Consider the following 19642-nt stretch of genomic DNA (forward strand, 5'->3'; position numbering starts at 1 on the left):
AGTGGCCTGCCACGCCGCGCGCGCCGTACCTAGAGTGCTCACCTCGTCCCACGGAGGAGAGCCCATGACCTTGTTCACCCGACTCGGCCGCTTGCTGCGCGCCGATTTCAACGCCGTCATCGACGGCCTCGAAGAACCGGCCAGCCTGTTGCGCCAGGCGGTGCGCGACATGCAGAGCGCGCTCGACGTCGAGCACGGCGAAGCCGCGCGTTTGCGCGACGACATGCAGCGCGTCGCGCAGGCCTTGCAGGAATGCCAGGTGCGTCTCGCCGCGCTCGATGAAGAGCTCGGCCTGTGTCTCGACGCCGAGCAGGACGCACTGGCGCGTGATCTCGTGCGGCGCAAACTCGAGACCGCGCGCCATGCCGCGCAACTCGGCGAGCGGCAGCAGGCGTTGCGCGAGGCTCACCAGCGCCTCGAGGCGCGCATCGTCGAACACGCAGAGCGCCTGCAGGCGCTGCGCGAGCAGGCCAGCCTGCACGATGCGCTCGCTACCGCCGCCAGTGGCGAGCCCGCTGGCGCGGCAACGCTCACGCAGCCCGTCAGTGCCGCCGAGATCGAGGTCGCGCTGCTGCGCGAGCGGCAGCGGAGGGCGCGCCCGTGAAGCGCCTGACTTTCATCGAAGCGGCAATCACGGCATTGGCCTTGAGCGTGGTTGGTGCGGTGCTCGCCGCGGTGCTGACACCGCTGTTCGGCGTGACGCTGGTATCGCGCGCCTTGTGCCTGTTGCTGGCGCTCGCCTACGTGCTGTTCCTGCTTGCGCGCAGTCGTCATCACCATGGCCGCGTGACGCTGCTTGCCGCGTGGGCGCTCGCCGCCGTCGCCATCACGCTGTTGTGCCCGACGCTGTTCAGCATGGTCGCCGCCCATCTCACGCTGGTGTGGCTGACACGCGCCCTGCTCATGCACACCAGCGTGTTCACCGCGATGGCGGACCTGCTGCTGTGCGGCTTGTCACTGGCCGCCGGCTGCTGGGCTTTCGTCGAGACCGCCAGCGTGTTCGCCGGGCTATGGAGCCTCGGCCTCGTGCAGGCGGCCTGCAGCCTGTTGCCACTTAAGCCACGCCCGGTCGCGCGGCACGACGCCGACCAGGCTTTCACCCATGCCGCGCGGGCCGCCGAACAGGCCCTGCGTGCCTTCGAGCGCGCGCGCTGAGCGGCGCGCGCTCTTTCATCAACGAGGAATATTCACCATGAAACAGCAGTTACTCGGCCTCACCCTGGCCAGCCTCACCCTCGCCGCGATCATCGGCTACCCGCGCCTGCACGACGCCGAGGCCGCCGCGCCGCCCGTCGTCGGCCAGCCCATCACGTCGGCCGCGACGCCGCCCGCCAGCCAGCGGCCGCGCGTGGACCTGGTATTCGTGCTCGATACCACCGGCAGCATGGGCGGACTCATCCAGACCGCCAAGGACAAGATCTGGTCCATCGCCACCACCATGGCACGCGCGCAGCCGGCGCCCGAGATCCGCATCGGCCTGGTGGCCTATCGCGATCGCGGTGACCGCTATGTCACCCAGGTGTTCGACCTGACCACGGATCTCGATTCCATGTATGCGCATCTCATGGACTTCCAGGCCGACGGTGGCGGTGACGGGCCCGAGGCGGTCAACCAGGCCCTGCAGGATGCGGTCTCGCGCATGAGCTGGAACACGCAAGCCGGCACCTACAAGGCGGTGTTCCTGGTCGGCGACGCGCCGCCGCACCTCGATTACCAGGACGACGTGCAGTTTCCGGCCACGGTGGCGCTGGCGCGCCAACGCGGCATCGTCATCAACACCATCCAGTGCGGCAATCAAGGTGACACCGTGCAGCCGTGGCGGCAGATCGCGGCGCTCGGCGCCGGCGATTATCTGAAGGTCGACCAGGATGGTGGCGCGCTGGCCTTGAATACGCCTTTCGACGACACGCTGGCGCGCTTGTCGGCGAGGCTGGACGAAACCCGGCTCTATTACGGCGATGAGAAAGTGCAGGCCGAGAAGCGCGCCAAGCTGGCCGCCACCAGCAAGCTCGAGGCGGCCGCTTCGCCGGCGGTGAAGGCGCGACGGGCGGCCTTCAATGCCTCCGCGAGCGGCGCCGCCAACCTGCTCGGCGACCGCGAACTGGTGGACGGGGTGGCGAGCGGCCGCGTGCGACTCGAGGACATTCGCCAGGATGAACTGCCGGCGCCGCTCAAGGCCATGGCCCCGGAAGCGCAATCGAGCTACCTGCGCGAGCACGCCGCGAAGCGCGCGCAGATCAAAAAAGAGATGGCAGACGTCGCCGCCAAGCGTGATGCGTGGCTGGGCGAACAGGTCGCGAAGTCCGGCGGCGCCAGCGATACGCTGGACGCGAAGTTGTTCGGCACGCTGCGCAAGCAGGCCAAGCGCGATGGCGCCTTGGAACTCGGCAGATCCGGGCCGGCGTATTGAGCGCGAGGTCAGCCTTGCGGTCGTGAGGCGGTGACAGCGCCTCACTATCCGGCAGGTGGCCGCCTCCCTTGCTTTTGCGACGCCGCGCGCGCAACGTCAGGCGCACACGAAGCGTGCCCACGCGTCGTCATCGCCGGCCCTGTCGCCGGCTGTTCGGAAATCCAAAGAGGGAGAGGTAGACAGCATGGCGCAGATACGTGAAATCACTTCGGGCTTGCAGTTCCCCGAAGGTCCGGTCGCGATGGACGATGGCAGTGTGCTGGTGGTCGAGATCAAGCGCGGCACGCTGACGCGCGTCAAACCCGATGGCAAGCAGCAGATTATCGCCCATGTCGGCGGCGGCCCCAACGGCGCGGCCATCGGCCCCGACGGCGCCTGCTACATCTGCAACGACGGCGGCTTCGAATGGATGGAAATGGACGGCATGACGGTGCCGGGTCATACCCCGCACAGCTACACGCGCGGCAGCATCCAGCGCGTCGACCTCAACACCGGCAAGGTCGAAGTGCTCTACACCCAGTGCGACGGTCATGCCTTGAAAGGCCCGAATGACATCGTGTTCGATAAACACGGCGGCATGTGGTTCACCGATTTCGGCAAGACCTATGACCGCTCGCGCGATCGCACCGGCATCTTCTACGCCAAGACCGACGGTTCGTTCATCAAGGAAGTGGTGTTCCCCATGGACGGCCCCAACGGCATCGGTCTCGGCCCCAACGACAAGATGTTGTACGTCGCCGAGACCTTCACCGCGCGCGTGTGGCAATGGGAAGTGAGCGGCCCCGGCGAATTGAAGCGCGTGGCCGGCGTCGGTGGCCCGCTGCTGGAAGGACCGGGCGGCGCAACCTTGTTGACCGGCCTGCCGGGCTACCAATTGCTCGACTCACTGGCGGTCGATGCCGAAGGCTGGGTGAGCGTCGCCACCATCATCAACGGCGGCATCACGTCGATTTCGCCCGATGGCAAGAAGATTGAACACACGCCGCTGCCCGATCCCCTGACCACCAACGTGTGCTTCGGCGGCAAGGACATGCGCACCGCCTACGCGACCTTGTCCGGCACCGGTAAGTTGGTGGCCTACGACAGCCCGCGCGCGGGTCTGCGTTTGAACTTCAACGCCTGAGGACAGGCTCGATGCTCTAGCGCGCGGCAATGTCACATTGTCGCGCGCTGTCTCGTCTGGTGTTTGAAGCCGCCCATCCTGGCGCGGCGGGCAGATGCCAGCATCATGAAGCACCTTCGTCTCGTCCTCGGCCTGCTGTTCGCCGTCAACGGCCTCGCGATGCTCATCGCGCCGGGCCACTGGTACGGCGCGGTGCCGGGTGTCATGGACAGCGGCCCTTTCAACGCGCATTTCATCCGTGACATCGGCGCCGTCTATGCACTCGGCGGCCTTGCGTTCATGGCGCTCGCCGTGACCGCCGCGGCGCGTGACTATGCGCGCGCGGCCAGCGCCTTCCTGCTCGCCCATGGCGCCATCCACGTGTTCGAAGTCGCGGCCGGTGTGCACGCCGTGGAACACCTCGTGACAGACGCGCCGGGTGTACTGCTGCTGCCGCTGCTCGCCGCGTGGGCGGCTTCAGAAAAGCACTAGACTAGCGGGGGGAGGGGCGTTCCTGCGCTTCCTGTTCTCGGCTTCGCGGTGCGAGGGGGCCGGGGTGGTTGCGCGCATCGCCGCCACCCTCTTTGAAGATTGTGGTCCCTGCACGCAGTTGGTGGTGCGCATGGCCGAAGAGGCCGGCGTCGATGGCACCACCGTGCGTGCCATCATCGCCGGTGACGAGGCGGCGCTCGACGAGGAGACCTTGTTGGCCCTGGCGGGGCGGTGCTGCTGGGCGCCGGATTGGCTGCACGACAGGCGGTGCGGGTGGGGTGAGGCGGGTGGTGTCGCTGGCGCTCATCACGCAACGCGCGTCTACCGACGCTGCGGGGCTCGGCGCCGCCTGGGCCGGTCGAGGTCGGCGGACACAGCGTCGCCCCGACCTTGTTCGCGTCGGCATGACGCGTGGCGTGCGAGGAGCGTCATGGACAATCCACACGGGGTCGATTTCGAAAGTCATCGCGCGCGACTGCGTGGACTTGCCTATCGCGCTGGGCGGGATGCCGACGACATCGTGCAGGGGGGCTGCGCTGGGGGCGGGGGGGAAATCGGCGCACCTGGGGTGGTCACACCTGTGCCTGGATCGCCGAGGGGGGGGAGCAGTACGTCGGCCAATGGTTGCCCGAACCTTTGCTGGCCAGCTGACGCCTGGCAGCCGGTCGGAAGTCGCCCATGAATTGGCGCGTGACCTGACTTTGCCCTGTTGCGCACGCTCGACAGCCTGCGGGGGCGTTCCTGTTCGACGTGTTCGATGTCGATTTCGACACCTCGCCGCGACCCTGCGGGGGCGCCAACTGCAGGGCACGCCAGCACATCCGGAGCGCGCGCGCTTTGTCGCGCGCGAGACGGCCGGCGCCTGCGGCATTCGCCGGGGTCGGCGGCGACCGAGACTGAGGCGCTACTGGCCAGGACGCGGTGTTCTCTGATGGCGGGGCAAGGTCGCGGCGGTGTTGCCCTTGTGGGCGGCGACGATTGCCGGCGATGGGCTTGCCAGGGGGGACTGCGGAGTTCGTCGGGTGAACGGCACGGGCCTGCTGCGGAGGCCGGCCAGGTGCTGCAGACCATGGCCTTCGAACTCGATACGCAGGACCGCATCGCCGCCATCTACGTGCAGAGGAATCCGGACAAGCTGCGGCATCTCCAAGTGCGCGAATGAATTCGCACCTACAGGTGCAGCGTTCGCGCTATGCAGGAATGTCAGGCTGAAGCCTGACCCACAAATACATCGGCCAGTGCTGTGGGTCAGGCTTCAGCCTGACATTCGATGCGCCCTAGCGTCCGCGCGTCGGATTCCTCGGCACATCGCGGAACGGGCCGGTATCCATGCGCGGTTCGCGCGGCAGATCCAATACGCGTTCGCCGATGATGTTGCGCTGGATCTCATCGGTGCCGCCGGCGATCGAAGTCGCCGGCACCGATAACAGGATCTCGGCGATGAGGCCGTCGTGAGGACCGTCCGCGCCGGCCAGCATCGCGTCCGCGCCGCTGATGAGGGTATGCACGTGGGACGCCGCGCGCGCCACGTGACTCGCCACCAGTTTGCCTAGCGAGCCTTCCGGACCTTCCGGTTTGCCGGCAACCTTGGCCTGGCGTGCGCGGTGCGCCAGCCATTCGGCGCTGCGCGACAGCATCATGAGGCGCGCGATGTCCTGGCGCAGCGCGGGATCGGCGAGACGACCGGTTTCGCGGGCGCGGCTCATGATCAAGTCGACGCGACCGGCGCGCTGCGGATACCACTTGTAGGGTTCCATCACCGTCGCTATCTCGGCGCGCTCTTGGTCGTAGATGGCGCCCGCGTAGGGAGAGGCATGGCCCCAGCGGCGCAAGGCGTCGGCATTGCGGCGCTCGTGGGCGAGCGTGGTCATGGCTATCTTCCAACCGTCGCCGGTCTTGCCGACCAGGTTTTCCGCCGGCACCTTGGCATCGGTGAAGAACACCTGGTTGAACGAGGCGTGGCCGTTCATCTGCTTCAGGGGCTGCACTTCGACGCCGGGCTGGGTCATGTCGATGATGAAGTACGACATGCCGCTGTGCTTGGGCGCATCCCAGTCGGTGCGCGCCAGCAGCAGGCCCCAATCGGCGTGATGGGCGCTGGTGGTCCACAGTTTCTGACCGTTAATCACCCAGCCATCGCTGTCGCTGTGGGCGCGGGTGGTGGCGCCGGCCAGGTCCGAGCCGCTGCCGGGTTCACTGAAGAGCTGACACCAGGTGTCTTCGCCGGTCAGGATGCGGCGCAGGAAACGCGCCTTGTGCGCATTCGAACCATGTTCGAGCAGCGTCGCCGCCGCCAGCAGGCGAATGCCGATGCGCGCCACGCCGACCGCCTGCGCGGCCTCGAATTCTTCTTCCACCGCGGGCAGCAAGGCCATCGGCAGTGAGCGACCATGCCAGGCGCGCGGCCAATGGGGCATGCCCCAGCCCGAATCGACCAGCAGGTTGCGCCACGCCACCAAGGATCGATTGACGTCCCAGTGCGCGCGCAGCCAGTCGCGCAGTTCGGCGCGTACTTCTGCTTCGTCGTGGGTGATCATGCGCTCGCCTCCGTCAGCGCCATGTAGCGCTCGCGATGGTGACTGGCGTCGCCCAACATCACTTGCGAACTCTTGGCACGCTTGAACCACAGGTGCGTGTCTTCGTCCCAGGTGAAGCCGATGCCGCCGTGGATCTGTATGCATTCGATGGCGGCGTGCATGTAGGCATCGCCGGCCATGGCCTTGGCCAGCGAGGCGAGCGCCGGCACTTCGCTGTCGTTGTCGTCGATGGCCGCCGCCGCGTAACGCGCCGCCGAGCTCGCGAGCTCCACTTCCAACAGCATCTCCGCGCACTTGTGCTTGATGGCCTGGAAGGAGCCGATGGGGCGCCCGAACTGCATGCGCAGCTTGGCGTACCCGACCGCGGAATCGAGCAGCGCGCGTGCGCCTCCGACCATCTCGCAGGCCAGCGCGATGGTCGCGCGATCGAGACTCTGGCGCAGTTTCACGGCCGCCGATTCGGTGCCGCCTAGGCGTCGCGCGGGGGTGTCGCTGAAAGTGATCTCGGCCTGGCGACGCGTGCTGTCGATGGTCGCAAGCTGGCGCCGCGTGATGCCGACGGCCTCGGCATCGACGGCGTACACGCCGAGCCCGGCATCGCCGACGCTGCCGCGGGTGCGCGCCACCACCAGCAACAAGTCGGCGTGATGACCGTCGAGCACGAATTTCTTGTGGCCATCGAGGCGACAGGCCTCACCCTGGCCATGGGCCGTGAGCGTGGTGGCCGCCACGTCCCACTGCCCGCCACGTTCCACCCACGCCAGCGTGCCGAGCTTTTCGCCGCTGACCAGCGCCGGCAGCAGCATGGCCTGCTCGGTCTCGGTGGCGACGGTGCGCAGCACTTCGGTGGCGAGCACGCTGGAGGCGAAGTACGGCGCGCACAGCAAGGCCCGCCCCATTTCTTCCAACGCAATGCCGAGCTCGACGTAACCGAAGCCCTGGCCGCCCAGCGACTCCGGCACATGCACGCCGGTCAAGCCGAGCTCGGTGACGAGTTGCCGCCACAGCGCGCGGTCGTAACCGGCGTCGCTCGCCATGTGCTTGCGCACTTCGCTGGTCGGCGAGCGTTCGCGCAAGAAGCGCGCGACGATGTCGCGGAATTGTTCCTGTTCGTCGGTATAGCCGAAGCGCATGGGTGTCCCTCCTCGTCGCGCCGCGAAGGCCGACGCGCATGGCCGGCATGGTGCCAGCTTTCCCGCGCGGCTTCGACACGCTATCAGTGAGGTGGGCGCTCAATCGCGTTGGTGGCGCGGCCCGATCTCGCTGAACACCCACACGCCTGCGGTGCGCTTGTTCAAGGCATCGCTCTGCACGCGTTCACCGCGCGTGGCATTGAGATTGGTCAGTACATCCTTGGGCTCGTCCGCTTCCACTTCGTACAGCGCAAGATAGGGCAGCGGACACTTGGCGCCCTGTTCGTCGCTGAGCTTGAAGCGCTGCGCCGAACTCATGAGCGTGGTGGCCAGCACTTCATCGAGATGCAGCTTCTCGTAGTAATCGTTGTATTCGGCCTCGCGGCCGGCGGTCGGTTCGGTGAGGACGACGACGATGTGTTTCATGGCACGGCTCCAGCAATAGGATGGCTCGAAATGTATGCGGCTTCATCAGTCAGACTGAAGTCCGACCCAGAGTTCTCACCATGCCGTGGGTCCGACTTCAGTCTGCACCCACGAGGCTGCCGCTTTCAGCCGCATCACCAGCACCTGCATCACCAGCGCCAGCGACATGAATACCAGCATCATGGCGGCCATGTAGCGTGCATCGTCATGGGACACGAGGCCCACCAGCCAGCCGCCGAGGGCGCCGAACAGTTGCTGGGCCAGTCCCGGATGCCGCGACCGCCGAGCCGGCCAGCGTCGGGATGACGCTTATGGTGCCGCTCAGGGTCGAGGGCATGAGCAGGCCGTGGCCGAAGCCGAGCAGGGTCAAGGGCAAGGCCAGCGCCAAGGGTGAACGCACCCCGGCCAGCGCCAGCGCCAGCGCGAGCAGCGGCCCCGCGCAGGCCGCGCATTGACCGATGAGCGCCAGCCGCGCTTCGTTCTTCGCATGCAGCAGGCGACTGACGACGAAATTGCCGGCGATGTAGGACAGCGGCACCGCCATGATGAACAGGCCGACGCGCGCCGGTCCGACACCGTAGCTCGCCAGCACCAGCGGCGTGCCGGCCAGGAACACGTAGAACGATCCGGTGCACATGGCGAGGATCACGCCATAGCCCAGGAACACCGGTTGCTTCGCCAGTGCGCGGTAGGCGGCGAACATCTCCGCCAGCCAGTGTTCATGCACGCTGACCTTGCGCTCACTGCGCGGCAGCACGCGCCAGGCCGCCACCAGCAGCACCAGCGCCAGCACGGTCAGCACCGCGAAGTTGGCGCGCCAGCCGAAATGCACTTCCATCTGTCCGCCAAGCAGCGTCGCGGTCGGCGGACACATGCCGAGCACCATGCCGGTATAGGCCATCATGCGCGGCTTGTCGGCGCCGCTGAAAAAATCCTGCACCATGGCGCGCCCGATCACCATGCCGGCCGCCGCGCCCACGCCTTGCAGCGCGCGCGCCGCGATCAACATCGGCAGCTGCGTGGCCAGCGCACAGGCCAGCGAACCGAGCGCCGCCAGGGCGAAACCCAACAACAGCAGGCGTCGCCGGCCGTGGCGATCGGACAAGGGACCATAGAACACCTGCGCGCCGCCGTAGGCGATGACGAAGGCCGAGAACGTCAGCTGCACGCTGGCCTGTTCGACGCCGAACAGGCCAGCCCAGCTCGGCATGGACGGCAGGCAGGCGGTCATCGCCAGCAGGCCGTAGGCAACCGAGGCGAGCAGGATGGCGATGAGCAGGCGGCGCGATGCCGGCGGCACGGCGCTCGGGGTGTCGGAAGTCAAAATGAGGCTGTCTTGTGCGCGAAAGTCCTGGCCCATGGTAACCGAGGGACGGTGCTCCGCCAGCGGGCAGGATCACTTTGCATGCATGCCGCGGCGCCGCTCAGGCGGACGGCAGGGGGTAGTCCTTAAGGATCGGCTGCGCTTCCGGCTCGACGTCAATTTGCAGCGCGCCGAGCACGCGCACCACGCCGCAATAGAAGCCGATGGTGACGATGAGATCGGTCACGCGCTCATGGTCGAGACCGGCGCGCAGCGCGGCGAAGGTCTCGTCGCTGACCGTGGTGCCGGTGGTCAGTTCGCGCGCCGCGCGCAGCACCGCGCGATCGAGCGCCGGCAGACTGCTGCTCTCGCCGCGCGTTTCCATGGCGATGGCCGCGATGTCGGTATCGCTCACGCCGAACTGCTTGCCGAGCTCGACGTGATGGGCGTACTCGTAGGGCGAGCGCGTGGTGTAACCGACCTGCAATATCGCCAGTTCCCGCAGGCGCGCGTCGAGCTTCATGTGAAAGCGGATGTGCAGGCCCAGCGCCATGAAGCTGCGCGCGGTGTCGGGACTGTTCACCAGCGCGCGGTACAGGTTGAGGTTGCGCGCCAGCAGATCGTGATTCTGCGGCGCGAGGTCCTTGGCTTCGAGATAGGGTACGCGGGCCATGGCGGCGTGCTCAGCTCGGCCAGCGCACGCGGTTCTCTTCGGCGAGAAACGCGGTGCAGCGGGCGCCATCGAGGAAACGCGGCGCGTCGGCGGCGAACACAGCCTGGATGCGTGGGCTGGTCCAGTAGGCGAGAAAGGCGTCGTCGTCGGCAAAAGACAATTCCGCCACGCCGTCGTAGGGCGGTTCGCCATCGGCATAGCTTTCCGCCACCTGGTGACATTGCACGTAGCGCAATACACCGGCGTCGCGCGGGATCTGCGGGGCATGCGCGGTCACCCAGTAGTCCTGGAATTCGGCCACGCTCATGTCGGGCCGCCGGCGCAGCAGGAAGATGGCCTTGGTCAGCGGCGTGTCTTTCTTGATATCGATTTCATCGATGAACACGTGTTCGCGGGTGGCGAGGAATTTCAGTTCCGCCATGTCGAGGAAATTGGGCTCATCGGCCTGCGCGCCCGCGATGTACTCGGGGATGGCGGGCAACTCATGAAGAGCGGCCAGGGTGTCGAACCACACCTCGGCCACACCGCCGTAGCGCACCTCGTCGAAGCCCGGCACCGCGAGCGCCTTGCGATGGCTCTGCACGTAGCGGCGGATCTGGTGGATGCGCAGCGCCAGCGGCGCGTGCACGTCGCGCCAATGGCGATGGAAGGCCTCGGCCGACATGCCGGCCTTGGGTACGGCGAGAGCGATACCTTTGATCATCCTGCGGGTTCCTGTGCGAGGCGGGTCGGCGTCGACCCGGGAGGCCGAGAATATCGCCGCCCGACCCCAGCGCCTAGCCGGGGCGGGACATCCCCCGAAAAGGGAATGTCAGCAGTGCCTGTCAAAATTTTTGGGAATTCTCTTACATATTTCCTGGGCACTCCCTAGGCAAGTCCCGAGCGTAACGGTAGGCTTCCCTGCACAATTTTGGGTCGAAGCCGCAACTCCGCTTCCGCACCTGTTCGTGGTCCCCATTGCGCGGGCCGCGCTCAATATCGGTGACAAAGGAGTAGTTTGTGACACTCGAACAAGTGGCCGGCGGTTTTGGCGACGGCGTCGACAAGGTGGTGCTGGTGGTGTGCGACGATGCCCACCTGCGCGCCGAGATCCTGTCCGCCCTGGGCGCCGCCGGACATCGCCACCATGTCGTATCCAGCGCCGCCGCCGCGCGCGGCGTGGCCGCCTCGCGGGTGGTCAACCTGGCCCTGGTCGATACCGCCCTCGCCGACGGCGATGCGCTGGTGCTCGGCCAGCACCTCGGCCAGGAACGACGCATTCCCTTCCTGCTGCTGGCCGATGGCAACGACCCCGAGATCCTGCGCCGCGCGATAGCCGCCGGTGCGTTCAACGTATTGCTGAAGCCGAGCAGCACTGCGCAGCTCAGCCTGGCGGTCGACGTGGCGCTGGTGCGCGCGCGCGAAACCTACAAGCTCGAGCGCAGCGTCGAGCGGCTGTCGGCGGACTTCAACCTCAAGAAGATAGTCAGCGTGGCGGTGGGCATGGCCATGGAACGCCATGGCATCGAGGAAACCGAAGCGTTCGAAATGGTGCTGTTCGCGGCGCGCGCGCGCCAGTTGAAGCTGGTCGAGTTCTGCAGGCAGTTCGTCGACAACCACACGGCCGCCGGGCTGTTGCGCGGTCTCGGCACCGTCATCCCCTCGCAGGGTTGAGTCGAGCCTGAGCGCCGCCGCATCGTCGCGCGCGATGCGGGCGGCCGCCAGGTGCGCCCGTCAGCCGCCGGCTTGCTGGTGCGCCGCTTCCTTGGCCGCCATGCGCGCTTTCAACTGCGCGGGACTCTCGCGCACGATGTCCTCGTTCTGGTGGCTGTACAGATCGTAGGGCGTGGTGTCGAGTTCCGGCAGCACGATGCCGCGATTCAGCACCGCCCGCTTCCAAATGGCATGCGCTTCCTCGTCGGCATGGAATTCCGGCATCACTTCCTCGGCAAACAGTTTCAAGCTGTCGCAGATGTCTTCGTGGCTGGTCTTGCCCGCCTGGTTGAGCAGGATGACCTGGTCGACGTGGGCAGCCTGGAACTGGCGCAGGCGCTTGCGTATGGTCTCCGGCGAGCCGATGAGCCCATTGCTCAGCGCGGCCTTGGCCTTGTCGGTCTCGCGCCAGGCCTGGAACTCGTCCCACAGGTTGCCGGTGCCGGGCGCGCTGATGCCCTTACGGCCGTAATGGGAGAGCGCGAAGATGAAGAAGGTCCAGCCCGAGGCCTTACGCAGCGCTTCCTCGTCGGTCTCGGCGCACATGAAGCCGTTGACGATGGCGATGTTGGGATTGGCGGGGTAATCGGCGAGCCGATTGGGCTGGTTCAACAGCGTGTTGTAGTAGCGATTGACCCAGGCCTGCGCGGCATCGGGTGACACGAACGAGAAGCCCAGCGCGCCCATGCCCCAGGCGCCCGCTTCGGCGATGGTCTGGATGTTCGAGCACGCCACCCACAGCGGCGGGTGCGGCTTCTGCAGCGGTTTGGGAATGACGTTGCGCGGCCCGAAGTCGTGATACTGGCCGTGAAACTCCCAGTCGGTCCTGGTGAACATCGGGATGATGGCGCGTACCGCCTCTTCCCAGCGTTCGCGCTTGTCGCGCACCCGCACGTTGAACGGATGCAGCTCGGCCGGCCCCGCGCCCTCGCCGAGGCCCAATTCGACGCGGCCGTTGGAAACCAGGTCGAGCGTAGCCACGCGCTCGGCGACGCGATGCGGTTGATTGGTGGTGAGCTGAATGATGCCGTGCCCGAGCCGGATGCGCTTGGTGCGCTGGCTGGCGGCGGCCAGGAACACTTCCGGCGCCGAGGCGTGGGAGTATTCCTCGAGGAAGTGATGCTCGACCTGCCACGCGTAGTCGTAGCCGAGCTTGTCCGCCAGTTCGACCTGGGTCAGCGAGTTCTGCATCAGCTCGTATTCCGAGTGCTCGGTCCACGGCCGCGGCAGCTGATGTTCGTAGAACACACCGAATTTCATGGGCTCACCCTCGTTGCGATACGCGAGGAGCGATCAGAGCATGGCGGGCCGGGGGCGGGCAATTCGCGGATTGGGGGTGGTGGCGCCACCTTCGCCCGGCGCTTCTCCTGTAGGTGCGAATTCATTCGCACCTACAGGAGATCGTGATCTTCAGCGCCCGTCGCGAATGGCGCAGCTGAAGCCGACGGCACGCACGAAGCGCACCGCCGTCACCTCGCCGTCAGAGCGTTCCTCGACTTCGTCACGCGCGGCAGTGGCCGAGGCCGCCATCACCGTCTCGCGGCGCGGTTGGCCGTTCTCGACGATGGTGACCTCGTATTCGTTCATGCGCTCAGAAGCCTTTGAGGGTGGCGTAGCGATCGCGATGAAAGCTGGCGTCGCCCAGCCACTGCTGCGCGACGCGCGCACGCTTCAAGAAAAAGCCGATCTCCTCGGCGTCGGTCATGCCGATGCCGCCGTGCATCTGCACCGCTTCGGCGCTCACCAGTTCCAGCGTGTCGCAGGCCTTGGCCTTGGCGAGACTGCACAGCGCGGCGCTGTCGGCATGACGGCTGTCCAAGGCATCGAGCGCGCCGAGCACCGCCGAGCGCGTCAATTCCAGCTCGCAGAACATGTGCGCGGCGCGGTGCTTCAAGGCCTGGAAGGATCCGATCACGGCGCCGAACTGCTTGCGCAGCTTGAGATAGGCGAGCGTACGCTCGAAGGCTTCGCTGGCATTGCCGAGCATTTCGGCGGCGAGCACGGCGCGCGCGCCGTCCAGCACCGCGGCCAAGGGCGCATGGCCCTCGCCGATCTTGCCCAGCAAGGCATCGGCGCCGAGCGCGACCTTGTCGAAGCGCACCGCGGCCGCGTTGCGGCTGTCGACCATGCGCATGCGGGTGACGCTGACGCCGGGCGCCTTGGCATCGACCAGCAGCAGTGTCAGCCCGTCGCGCGCATCGCGCTCGCCGCTGCTGCGCGCGACCACGATGAAACGATCGGCGACATGGCCGTCGACCACGAAGGTCTTGGCGCCGTTCAGCACCAGGCCGTCGGCGCTTTGTTCGACGCGGGTCGCGATGCGCGTCGGCGCGTGGCGCGGGGACTCGTCATGGGCGAGCGCGATCAGCAGTTCGCCGCTGGCCAGCGTCGGCAACAGGGCCTGCTTGTGCTCGTCCGTGCCGGCTTTCAGCAGCAGTGGCGCGGCCAGCACCGCGCTGGAAAATAATGGTGAGGCGGCCAGACAGCGGCCCGCTTCCTCCAGCACCTGGCCCATGCCCTTGTAGCCGAAGTCGGCGCCGCCGAACTGTTCGGGGATGAGGATGCCGGCCCAGCCGAGGCCGGCCATTTCTCCCCACAGGGCGCGATCGAAACCGTCCGGCACGTCCTTGTCGCGCAGTTCGCGCAGCGCCTTGACCGGCATGCGTTCCTTGAAGAACTCGTGCGCGCCGTTCTTCAGCATGGTTTGTTCTTCGTTCAGTGTCAGGTTCATCGTCGCTATCCTCAATCCGGCAGGCCAAGCACGCGCTTGGCAATCACGTTCAACTGGATCTCCGAGGTGCCGCCCTCGATGGAATTGCCCTTGGAGCGCAGCCAGGTGCGGCACAAGGTCAAGGCCTCTTCGCTGAACGGTGCGCCTTCCCAGCCGAGCGCATCGGTGCCGGCGCATTTCAAGATCAATTCGAACTTGCGCTTGTTCTGCTCGGTGCCGAACAGCTTGAACATCGATGACACGCCGCCGTTGGCGGTGCCGGCTTCCGACTCCTGCGCGGCGCGGCGCATGGTTAAGCCGAAGGCGCGGTCGTCCATGACATGGCGCGCGACCGCGTCGCGCAGTACCGGGTCACTGATACGGCCGTCGGCATCGCCGAGATATTTCTTCGCCACCACGTCGACGTCCGGCACGATGCCGCCGATGGACTTGCCGATGTCGGAAATCATGCCGCGCTCGTGCTGCAGCAGTTCCTTGGCGATCTCCCAGCCGCCGTTGAGGCGCCCGACCAGGTTGCCCTTGGGTACGCGTACATTGGTCAGGAAGGTTTCGCAGAACACCGAGGCGCCACTGATGAGGGTGATGGGCCGCGTCTCCACGCCTTCACTCCGCATGTCGAACAACAGGAAGCTGATGCCGGCCTGCTTGGTGCTGGTGTCGGTGCGCACCAGGCAGAAGATCCAGTCGGCGTAGTTGGCGTAGGAGGTCCAGATCTTCTGGCCGTTGACGAGGTAATGATCGCCCTGGTCCTCGGCGCGGGTGGCGAGCGCGGCGAGATCGGAACCGGCGCCCGGTTCGCTGTAGCCCTGGCACCAGCGGATCTCGCCGCGCGCGATCCTGGGCAGATGCTCCTGCTTCTGTTCCTCGGTGCCGTACTTCAGGAGCACCGGGCCGAGCATGCTGATGCCAAAGCTGAACAGCGGTGAGCGACAGCCGAGGCGGTTCATCTCTTCCTTCAAGACCTGCAGTTCGTCGCGCGACAAGCCGCCGCCACCGTAGGCCTTGGGCCAGCCGGGCACGGTCCAGCCGCGTTCCACCATGCGCGCGAGCCACAGTTTGCTGTCGGGATTGCTGAAGCGCGCATTGCGCCCGCCCCATACCCGTTCATCCTCGGGCATGGGGGTGCGCATGGACGCCGGGCAGTTGGCTTCCAGCCAGGCGCGCGTTTCGGCGCGGAATTGATCGAGTGCGGACACGGCAAGGGCCTCTCGGCTGTGGTTCTCATGGGATGCGGGGCCACGCCGGGACCGGCGCGCCAGCGGCATCGTCGATAGTGCCGTGCCGCGTGCCGCCATGCAATTCGCGATGCCCCTATCGGGCAGTTTCCACGGGCCGCGATTCGGTCGATCATCACCGGCCCGGCCCCGCGCAACGCGCGGCGCGTCACAACAATACGACAGCGAGGTCCCCGACATGCCCCATATCACGCGCAACGGCGTCAAGGTCTTTTACGAAAGCTTCGGCCAAGGCGCCCGCACCCTGGTGTTCCTGCACCCCTGGACCACCAACCATTACATCTGGGCCTACCAGGTCAACGATTTCGCCAAGGACCACCGCGTGTTGGTGGTCGACCACCGCGGTCATGGCCAGTCCGACAAGCCCACCAGCGGCTACGCCATCGGTGAAATGGCCGCCGACGTGGTCGCCATCCTCGACGACGCCAAGGTCGACAAGGCGGTACTGGTCGGCAATTCCATCGGCGGCATGATCGCCATGCAGACCGCGCTCGACGCGCCGGCGCGCGTCGCGGGTCTCCTGATCCTGTCGAGCGGCACCAATATCGGCGCCGACACGCCGCCGGAAGTCGGCGAGGCGATGCAGAAGGATTGGCGCGCGGTGTTCAGCGCCCTGCTGGCCTCGGCCATCTCGGCCAAGTCCAAGACCGAGCGTCCCGAGATCCAGGCTTTCATGGAAGGCTGCTTCCGCAACGAGACCAATTTCACCGAGGGCGTGTTCTGGGCCAGCGCCGCCGATCCGAACGGCGTGTTCAACTGGAACATCTCGGACCGGCTGAAGAACATCAAGGCCCCGACCCAGGTCATCGCCGGCGAGGAAGACGGCGCGACCTCCGTTGCCCACAACCAGTTCCTGGCCGACAACATCCCCGGCGCGAAGATCAAGGTCTACAAGGATGTCGGGCACTTCTGCCAGTTGGAGAAGCCGCCGGCCTTCAATGCCGACCTGCGCGAGTTCCTGGCGCGGGTGGGGTAAGGCTCTCTTGTAGGTGCGAATTTATTCGCACATTGAAGGGCGCGGTGCAGCGTCCCGATGTGCGATTGAAATCGCACCTACAGGACCGTTATCAATCGCCGTCGATGAAGTCCGAAGCCAGCTTGGTGAAGATCTCGAACTGATCGTGGTGCACCCAGTGTCCGGCGCCGTCGATGCTCACCACCGTCGCGTTCGGCAAATGCCTGGCGCGGCCATCGACACTCGGGTTCGACGCGCCGCTTTCCGAGCCATACACCAGCAAGGTCGGGCAGCTGATGCGCGACCATAGCTGCTCGACTTCCGCCACGGCCATGTCATAGGCCGGCCACGAACGCACGTAGTTGTCGAACTTCCACGAGAAGCTGCCGTCCTCGTTCTGGTTGACGCCGTGCTCGGTGAGATGGCGCGCGCGCTCTGGTGACAGGTGCTTGTTCTCGTCCTGCATGCGCTTGAAGGCTTCTTCGACCGACGGGTAGCGGCGCGGCAGGCGCCCGGCGAGCTTGCGCTGCTCGTCTATCCAGATGCGCATGCGCTCGTCCAGCGGCTGCTTGGCGCGTTCCTGCACGGTGCGCGGTGACGCGCCGAGGCCTTCGATGGCGACCAGCCGCTTGACGGTTTCCGGGTAGATGCCGGTATAGCGAATCGCGATGTTGCCGCCCAACGAGTGGGCGATGATGGTGACCGGCGCCAACTGTTGCTGATGGATCAGCTGCGCGAGGTCGTAGACGTAGTTGTCCATGCGATAGCTGCCTTCGCTCGACCACTGGCTGTCGCCATGGCCGCGCAGATCGGGCGCGATGATATGCCAGCGATCGCGCAGGCGTTCCGCCAGCCAGTCCCAGTTACGACAGTGATCGCGTCCGCCGTGCACCATCAGCAGCGGCGGCGCGCTGGGGTTGCCCCAGTCCACGTAGTGCAGGCGCAGGCGCTGCGAGAAGAAGGTGTGGGAAGTCGGGCCGGAACTCATGACGCTCATAGCTTATTCGCCAAACGGAAAACCTTGTGGGTCGCACTTTGCTGCGACATGGGAACGGGCGCGCGGCACGACCACGAACTCAGCGCGCGACGTAACCGCCATCCACCGCCATCGCGTGGCCGTGGATGAACGACGCCGCCGGCGAGCACAGCCACAGCACCGCCGCCGCCACTTCCTCGGGCTTGCCGAGGCGGCCGGTGGCGTGCTTGGCAATCATGATGCCGCGGATGGTTTCGTCGTCCTGGGCCGAGGCCGCCATCGGCGTCTCGATTACGCCCGGGCATACCGCGTTGACGCGGATGTTGCGCTTGGCGTATTCGAGCGCCGCCGAGCGCGTGAGGCCGATCACCGCGTGCTTGGTGGCGGAATAGGCGGCCGCGAACTTCCAGCCGACCAGGCCCGCCACCGACGCGGTGTTGACGATGGCGCCGCCGCCACGCGGCAGCATTTCCTGGATCTCGCGACGCATGCACAGGAACACGCCGCTCAGGTTGACGCCCACCACGCGCTGGAATTCTTCATCGCTGGTGTCGGCCAGCATGGCATTGTCGCCAGCCACGCCGGCGTTGTTGAACGCGCAGTCGATGCGCCCGAAATCCTTGATGACGCGGTCGAAGCTCGCGTTGACCTCGTCGGCGAGCGCGACATTGGTCGGGTAGTAGCGTGCTTCACCGCCGTTGGCGGCGATCGCCGCGAGCACGTCCTGGCCACGTTCGGCGCCGAGATCCATGATGGCGATGCGCGCGCCTTCCGCCGCCATCGCCAGCGCCGTGGCGCGGCCGATGCCGCTCGCGCCGCCGGTGATAACCGCTACCTTGTCTTTGAGTATGCCTGCCACTGTCGCGCTCCCCGCTGGCTTGAATTCGAATCGAGCGCGAGACCATATCGGGATGACCGGCGCGCCGCAACGTCACGACGGGTAAGGACGCCAGCAATCGCACGCGCAAACGACAACGCCGGCGATATGCCGGCGTTGCTTGAAACAACAGATTGGGCCGCACCTCTTGAGTGCGGCACGTGGGCCCCCACCCTAGTTTTCGATGCCGCCTATCGGCTCGGTGACGACATCGAAGATGCCGACCGTGCCTTTCACGGCGCCGCCCAGCAACTGGATGCCGCCCTTGATGCCGCCGCGCACCGCGCCGCTGATGACGCCGAGGGGACCGTAGCTCTGGTATTCATCGCGCACCTGGTGGGCGATGGTGACCGGCGTGGTGATGGTGTCGGTGGCGGCACGCTTGAGCAGCGCCACGTCGCGCTCCGGGCCGACGATGTAGCGCTCGCCCGGCAAGACGTGGGTGGAGTCGTGCGGTTTGCCGAGATCGGTCAGCGGCGCGGCCGACACCATCGACGCTGTGAAACTCGCCGCACTCACGGCCGAGATGAGGGTCAGGGTGCGAAGGTTCATACCGGGCTCCTTCTTGTTTGATGCCTTCGATTATGCGCCGCACGGCCTCGCCCTGCCAGTATTTTTATCAGCAAGAATCAACGCTTGGGAGACGCTGCTCGCGCGATTGGTAAGATAACGGCAGCGGCGGGTGCGGCTTGAGGACGAGCCAGGTCCGGCGCTCAGATCACCTCCAGCTCCTCGGTGATCAGCGACACCGTACGCTCCATATCCACGAACTTGAGTTCGTCGGCGCGTACCACCTCAAGATATCGTGGTTCGGTGAAAGCGGCGTTGACCGCCGCGACGTCGTCGAACCACAGTTCGGCGACCCCGTCGTAGCCGCTCGCGGCCAGGAACGGCGTGTCCTTGTCAGCCAGGTGACACTGCACGTAGCGGCGCACGTGACGCGTGAATTCCGGCACGCTCTTGATCACCGCCGCGTGCTGGTTGCGCCAGTAGCGATCAAATTCCTGGTGGCTCATGCCGGCCTTGCGCACTGCGCACACGATCATCTTCACCATTTGTCCATCCTCGTTTTCTATGCTGGCGTGGCCTGGCCTCATCCG

General features: G+C 66.4%; 22 protein-coding genes. 7 read left to right on the top strand and 15 right to left on the bottom strand.

Translation table 11 applies throughout. The features are described from left to right. Positions 1 to 64: 64 nt before the first annotated feature. The 5 genes from IPM80_07325 (at position 65) to IPM80_07345 (ending at position 4004) form a co-directional block, all read left to right on the top strand. Positions 65 to 604 (top strand): PspA/IM30 family protein, encoded by a 540-nt coding sequence (locus IPM80_07325; GenBank protein MBK8958235.1) that lies wholly within the window; start codon positions 65 to 67, stop codon positions 602 to 604. Next, the gene (locus IPM80_07330) at positions 601 to 1155 is read left to right on the top strand and encodes a hypothetical protein (GenBank protein ID MBK8958236.1); all 555 of its coding nucleotides are present in this window, start codon (positions 601 to 603) and stop codon (positions 1153 to 1155) included. The genes IPM80_07325 and IPM80_07330 overlap by 4 nt, the downstream gene beginning before the upstream one ends. A gap of 37 nt (positions 1156 to 1192) precedes the next feature. After that, positions 1193 to 2410 carry a VWA domain-containing protein gene (locus tag IPM80_07335; protein ID MBK8958237.1) on the top strand — a complete coding sequence of 406 codons (1218 nt, stop codon included), beginning with the start codon at positions 1193 to 1195 and terminating at the stop codon, positions 2408 to 2410. A 184-nt stretch (positions 2411 to 2594) separates the two neighbouring features. Then, positions 2595 to 3533, top strand: a complete 939-nt coding sequence (locus tag IPM80_07340; protein ID MBK8958238.1) for an SMP-30/gluconolactonase/LRE family protein — start codon at positions 2595 to 2597, stop codon at positions 3531 to 3533. A gap of 105 nt (positions 3534 to 3638) precedes the next feature. Next, a complete protein-coding gene (locus tag IPM80_07345) occupies positions 3639 to 4004 on the top strand; it encodes a hypothetical protein (GenBank protein MBK8958239.1) in 366 nt (121 codons plus the stop codon). Between the two features lie 1277 nt (positions 4005 to 5281). On the opposite strand, the gene IPM80_07350 is transcribed toward IPM80_07345, so the two are convergent. The 7 genes from IPM80_07350 to IPM80_07380 all read right to left on the bottom strand — a co-directional run bounded on the left by IPM80_07350 (position 5282) and on the right by IPM80_07380 (position 10779). Beyond that, positions 5282 to 6541, bottom strand: coding sequence for an acyl-CoA dehydrogenase family protein (locus IPM80_07350; GenBank protein ID MBK8958240.1), 1260 nt, complete (start codon positions 6539 to 6541; stop codon positions 5282 to 5284). Beyond that, positions 6538 to 7674 carry an acyl-CoA dehydrogenase family protein gene (locus IPM80_07355; protein MBK8958241.1) on the bottom strand — a complete coding sequence of 379 codons (1137 nt, stop codon included), beginning with the start codon at positions 7672 to 7674 and terminating at the stop codon, positions 6538 to 6540. The genes IPM80_07350 and IPM80_07355 overlap by 4 nt, the downstream gene beginning before the upstream one ends. A gap of 99 nt (positions 7675 to 7773) precedes the next feature. Next, positions 7774 to 8100 carry a hypothetical protein gene (locus IPM80_07360; GenBank protein ID MBK8958242.1) on the bottom strand — a complete coding sequence of 109 codons (327 nt, stop codon included), beginning with the start codon at positions 8098 to 8100 and terminating at the stop codon, positions 7774 to 7776. Positions 8101 to 8175: 75 nt separating this feature from the next. Further along, positions 8176 to 8316 carry a hypothetical protein gene (locus IPM80_07365; GenBank protein MBK8958243.1) on the bottom strand — a complete coding sequence of 47 codons (141 nt, stop codon included), beginning with the start codon at positions 8314 to 8316 and terminating at the stop codon, positions 8176 to 8178. Then, positions 8306 to 9424: a Bcr/CflA family efflux MFS transporter gene (locus IPM80_07370; GenBank protein MBK8958244.1), complete on the bottom strand. Its 1119-nt coding sequence runs from the start codon at positions 9422 to 9424 to the stop codon at positions 8306 to 8308. Before IPM80_07370 ends, IPM80_07365 begins: the two co-directional genes overlap by 11 nt. A gap of 100 nt (positions 9425 to 9524) precedes the next feature. Beyond that, on the bottom strand, positions 9525 to 10076 hold the full coding sequence (locus IPM80_07375) for a carboxymuconolactone decarboxylase family protein (protein ID MBK8958245.1): 552 nt from the start codon (positions 10074 to 10076) through the stop codon (positions 9525 to 9527). Positions 10077 to 10086: 10 nt separating this feature from the next. Beyond that, positions 10087 to 10779 carry an EthD domain-containing protein gene (locus IPM80_07380; GenBank protein MBK8958246.1) on the bottom strand — a complete coding sequence of 231 codons (693 nt, stop codon included), beginning with the start codon at positions 10777 to 10779 and terminating at the stop codon, positions 10087 to 10089. Between the two features lie 296 nt (positions 10780 to 11075). On the opposite strand from IPM80_07380, the gene IPM80_07385 reads away from it, so the two are divergent. Then, positions 11076 to 11729, top strand: a complete 654-nt coding sequence (locus IPM80_07385) for a response regulator (GenBank protein ID MBK8958247.1) — start codon at positions 11076 to 11078, stop codon at positions 11727 to 11729. Between the two features lie 60 nt (positions 11730 to 11789). Here the strand turns inward: IPM80_07385 and IPM80_07390 are convergent, their stop codons facing one another. The 4 genes from IPM80_07390 to IPM80_07405 form a co-directional block, all read right to left on the bottom strand. Beyond that, the gene (locus IPM80_07390) at positions 11790 to 13028 is read right to left on the bottom strand and encodes an LLM class flavin-dependent oxidoreductase (GenBank protein ID MBK8958248.1); all 1239 of its coding nucleotides are present in this window, start codon (positions 13026 to 13028) and stop codon (positions 11790 to 11792) included. 150 nt (positions 13029 to 13178) lie between these two features. After that, positions 13179 to 13355, bottom strand: a complete 177-nt coding sequence (locus IPM80_07395) for a hypothetical protein (GenBank protein ID MBK8958249.1) — start codon at positions 13353 to 13355, stop codon at positions 13179 to 13181. A gap of 4 nt (positions 13356 to 13359) precedes the next feature. Beyond that, positions 13360 to 14499 carry an acyl-CoA/acyl-ACP dehydrogenase gene (locus tag IPM80_07400; GenBank protein ID MBK8958250.1) on the bottom strand — a complete coding sequence of 380 codons (1140 nt, stop codon included), beginning with the start codon at positions 14497 to 14499 and terminating at the stop codon, positions 13360 to 13362. 11 nt (positions 14500 to 14510) lie between these two features. Continuing rightward, positions 14511 to 15695 carry an acyl-CoA dehydrogenase family protein gene (locus IPM80_07405; GenBank protein ID MBK8958251.1) on the bottom strand — a complete coding sequence of 395 codons (1185 nt, stop codon included), beginning with the start codon at positions 15693 to 15695 and terminating at the stop codon, positions 14511 to 14513. A 217-nt stretch (positions 15696 to 15912) separates the two neighbouring features. On the opposite strand from IPM80_07405, the gene IPM80_07410 reads away from it, so the two are divergent. Beyond that, positions 15913 to 16710: an alpha/beta hydrolase gene (locus IPM80_07410; GenBank protein ID MBK8958252.1), complete on the top strand. Its 798-nt coding sequence runs from the start codon at positions 15913 to 15915 to the stop codon at positions 16708 to 16710. Positions 16711 to 16801: 91 nt separating this feature from the next. On the opposite strand, the gene IPM80_07415 is transcribed toward IPM80_07410, so the two are convergent. The 4 genes from IPM80_07415 to IPM80_07430 all read right to left on the bottom strand — a co-directional run bounded on the left by IPM80_07415 (position 16802) and on the right by IPM80_07430 (position 19597). Then, positions 16802 to 17686: an alpha/beta hydrolase gene (locus IPM80_07415; protein MBK8958253.1), complete on the bottom strand. Its 885-nt coding sequence runs from the start codon at positions 17684 to 17686 to the stop codon at positions 16802 to 16804. Positions 17687 to 17765: 79 nt separating this feature from the next. Then, positions 17766 to 18524 (bottom strand): SDR family oxidoreductase, encoded by a 759-nt coding sequence (locus IPM80_07420; protein MBK8958254.1) that lies wholly within the window; start codon positions 18522 to 18524, stop codon positions 17766 to 17768. 192 nt (positions 18525 to 18716) lie between these two features. Next, a complete protein-coding gene (locus tag IPM80_07425; protein ID MBK8958255.1) occupies positions 18717 to 19094 on the bottom strand; it encodes a hypothetical protein in 378 nt (125 codons plus the stop codon). Positions 19095 to 19255: 161 nt separating this feature from the next. Continuing rightward, on the bottom strand, positions 19256 to 19597 hold the full coding sequence (locus IPM80_07430) for an EthD domain-containing protein (GenBank protein ID MBK8958256.1): 342 nt from the start codon (positions 19595 to 19597) through the stop codon (positions 19256 to 19258). Positions 19598 to 19642: the final 45 nt, after the last annotated feature.

The sequence above is a fragment of the Pseudomonadota bacterium genome, from assembly GCA_016719885.1.
In the GTDB taxonomy this organism is placed as follows: Bacteria; Pseudomonadota; Gammaproteobacteria.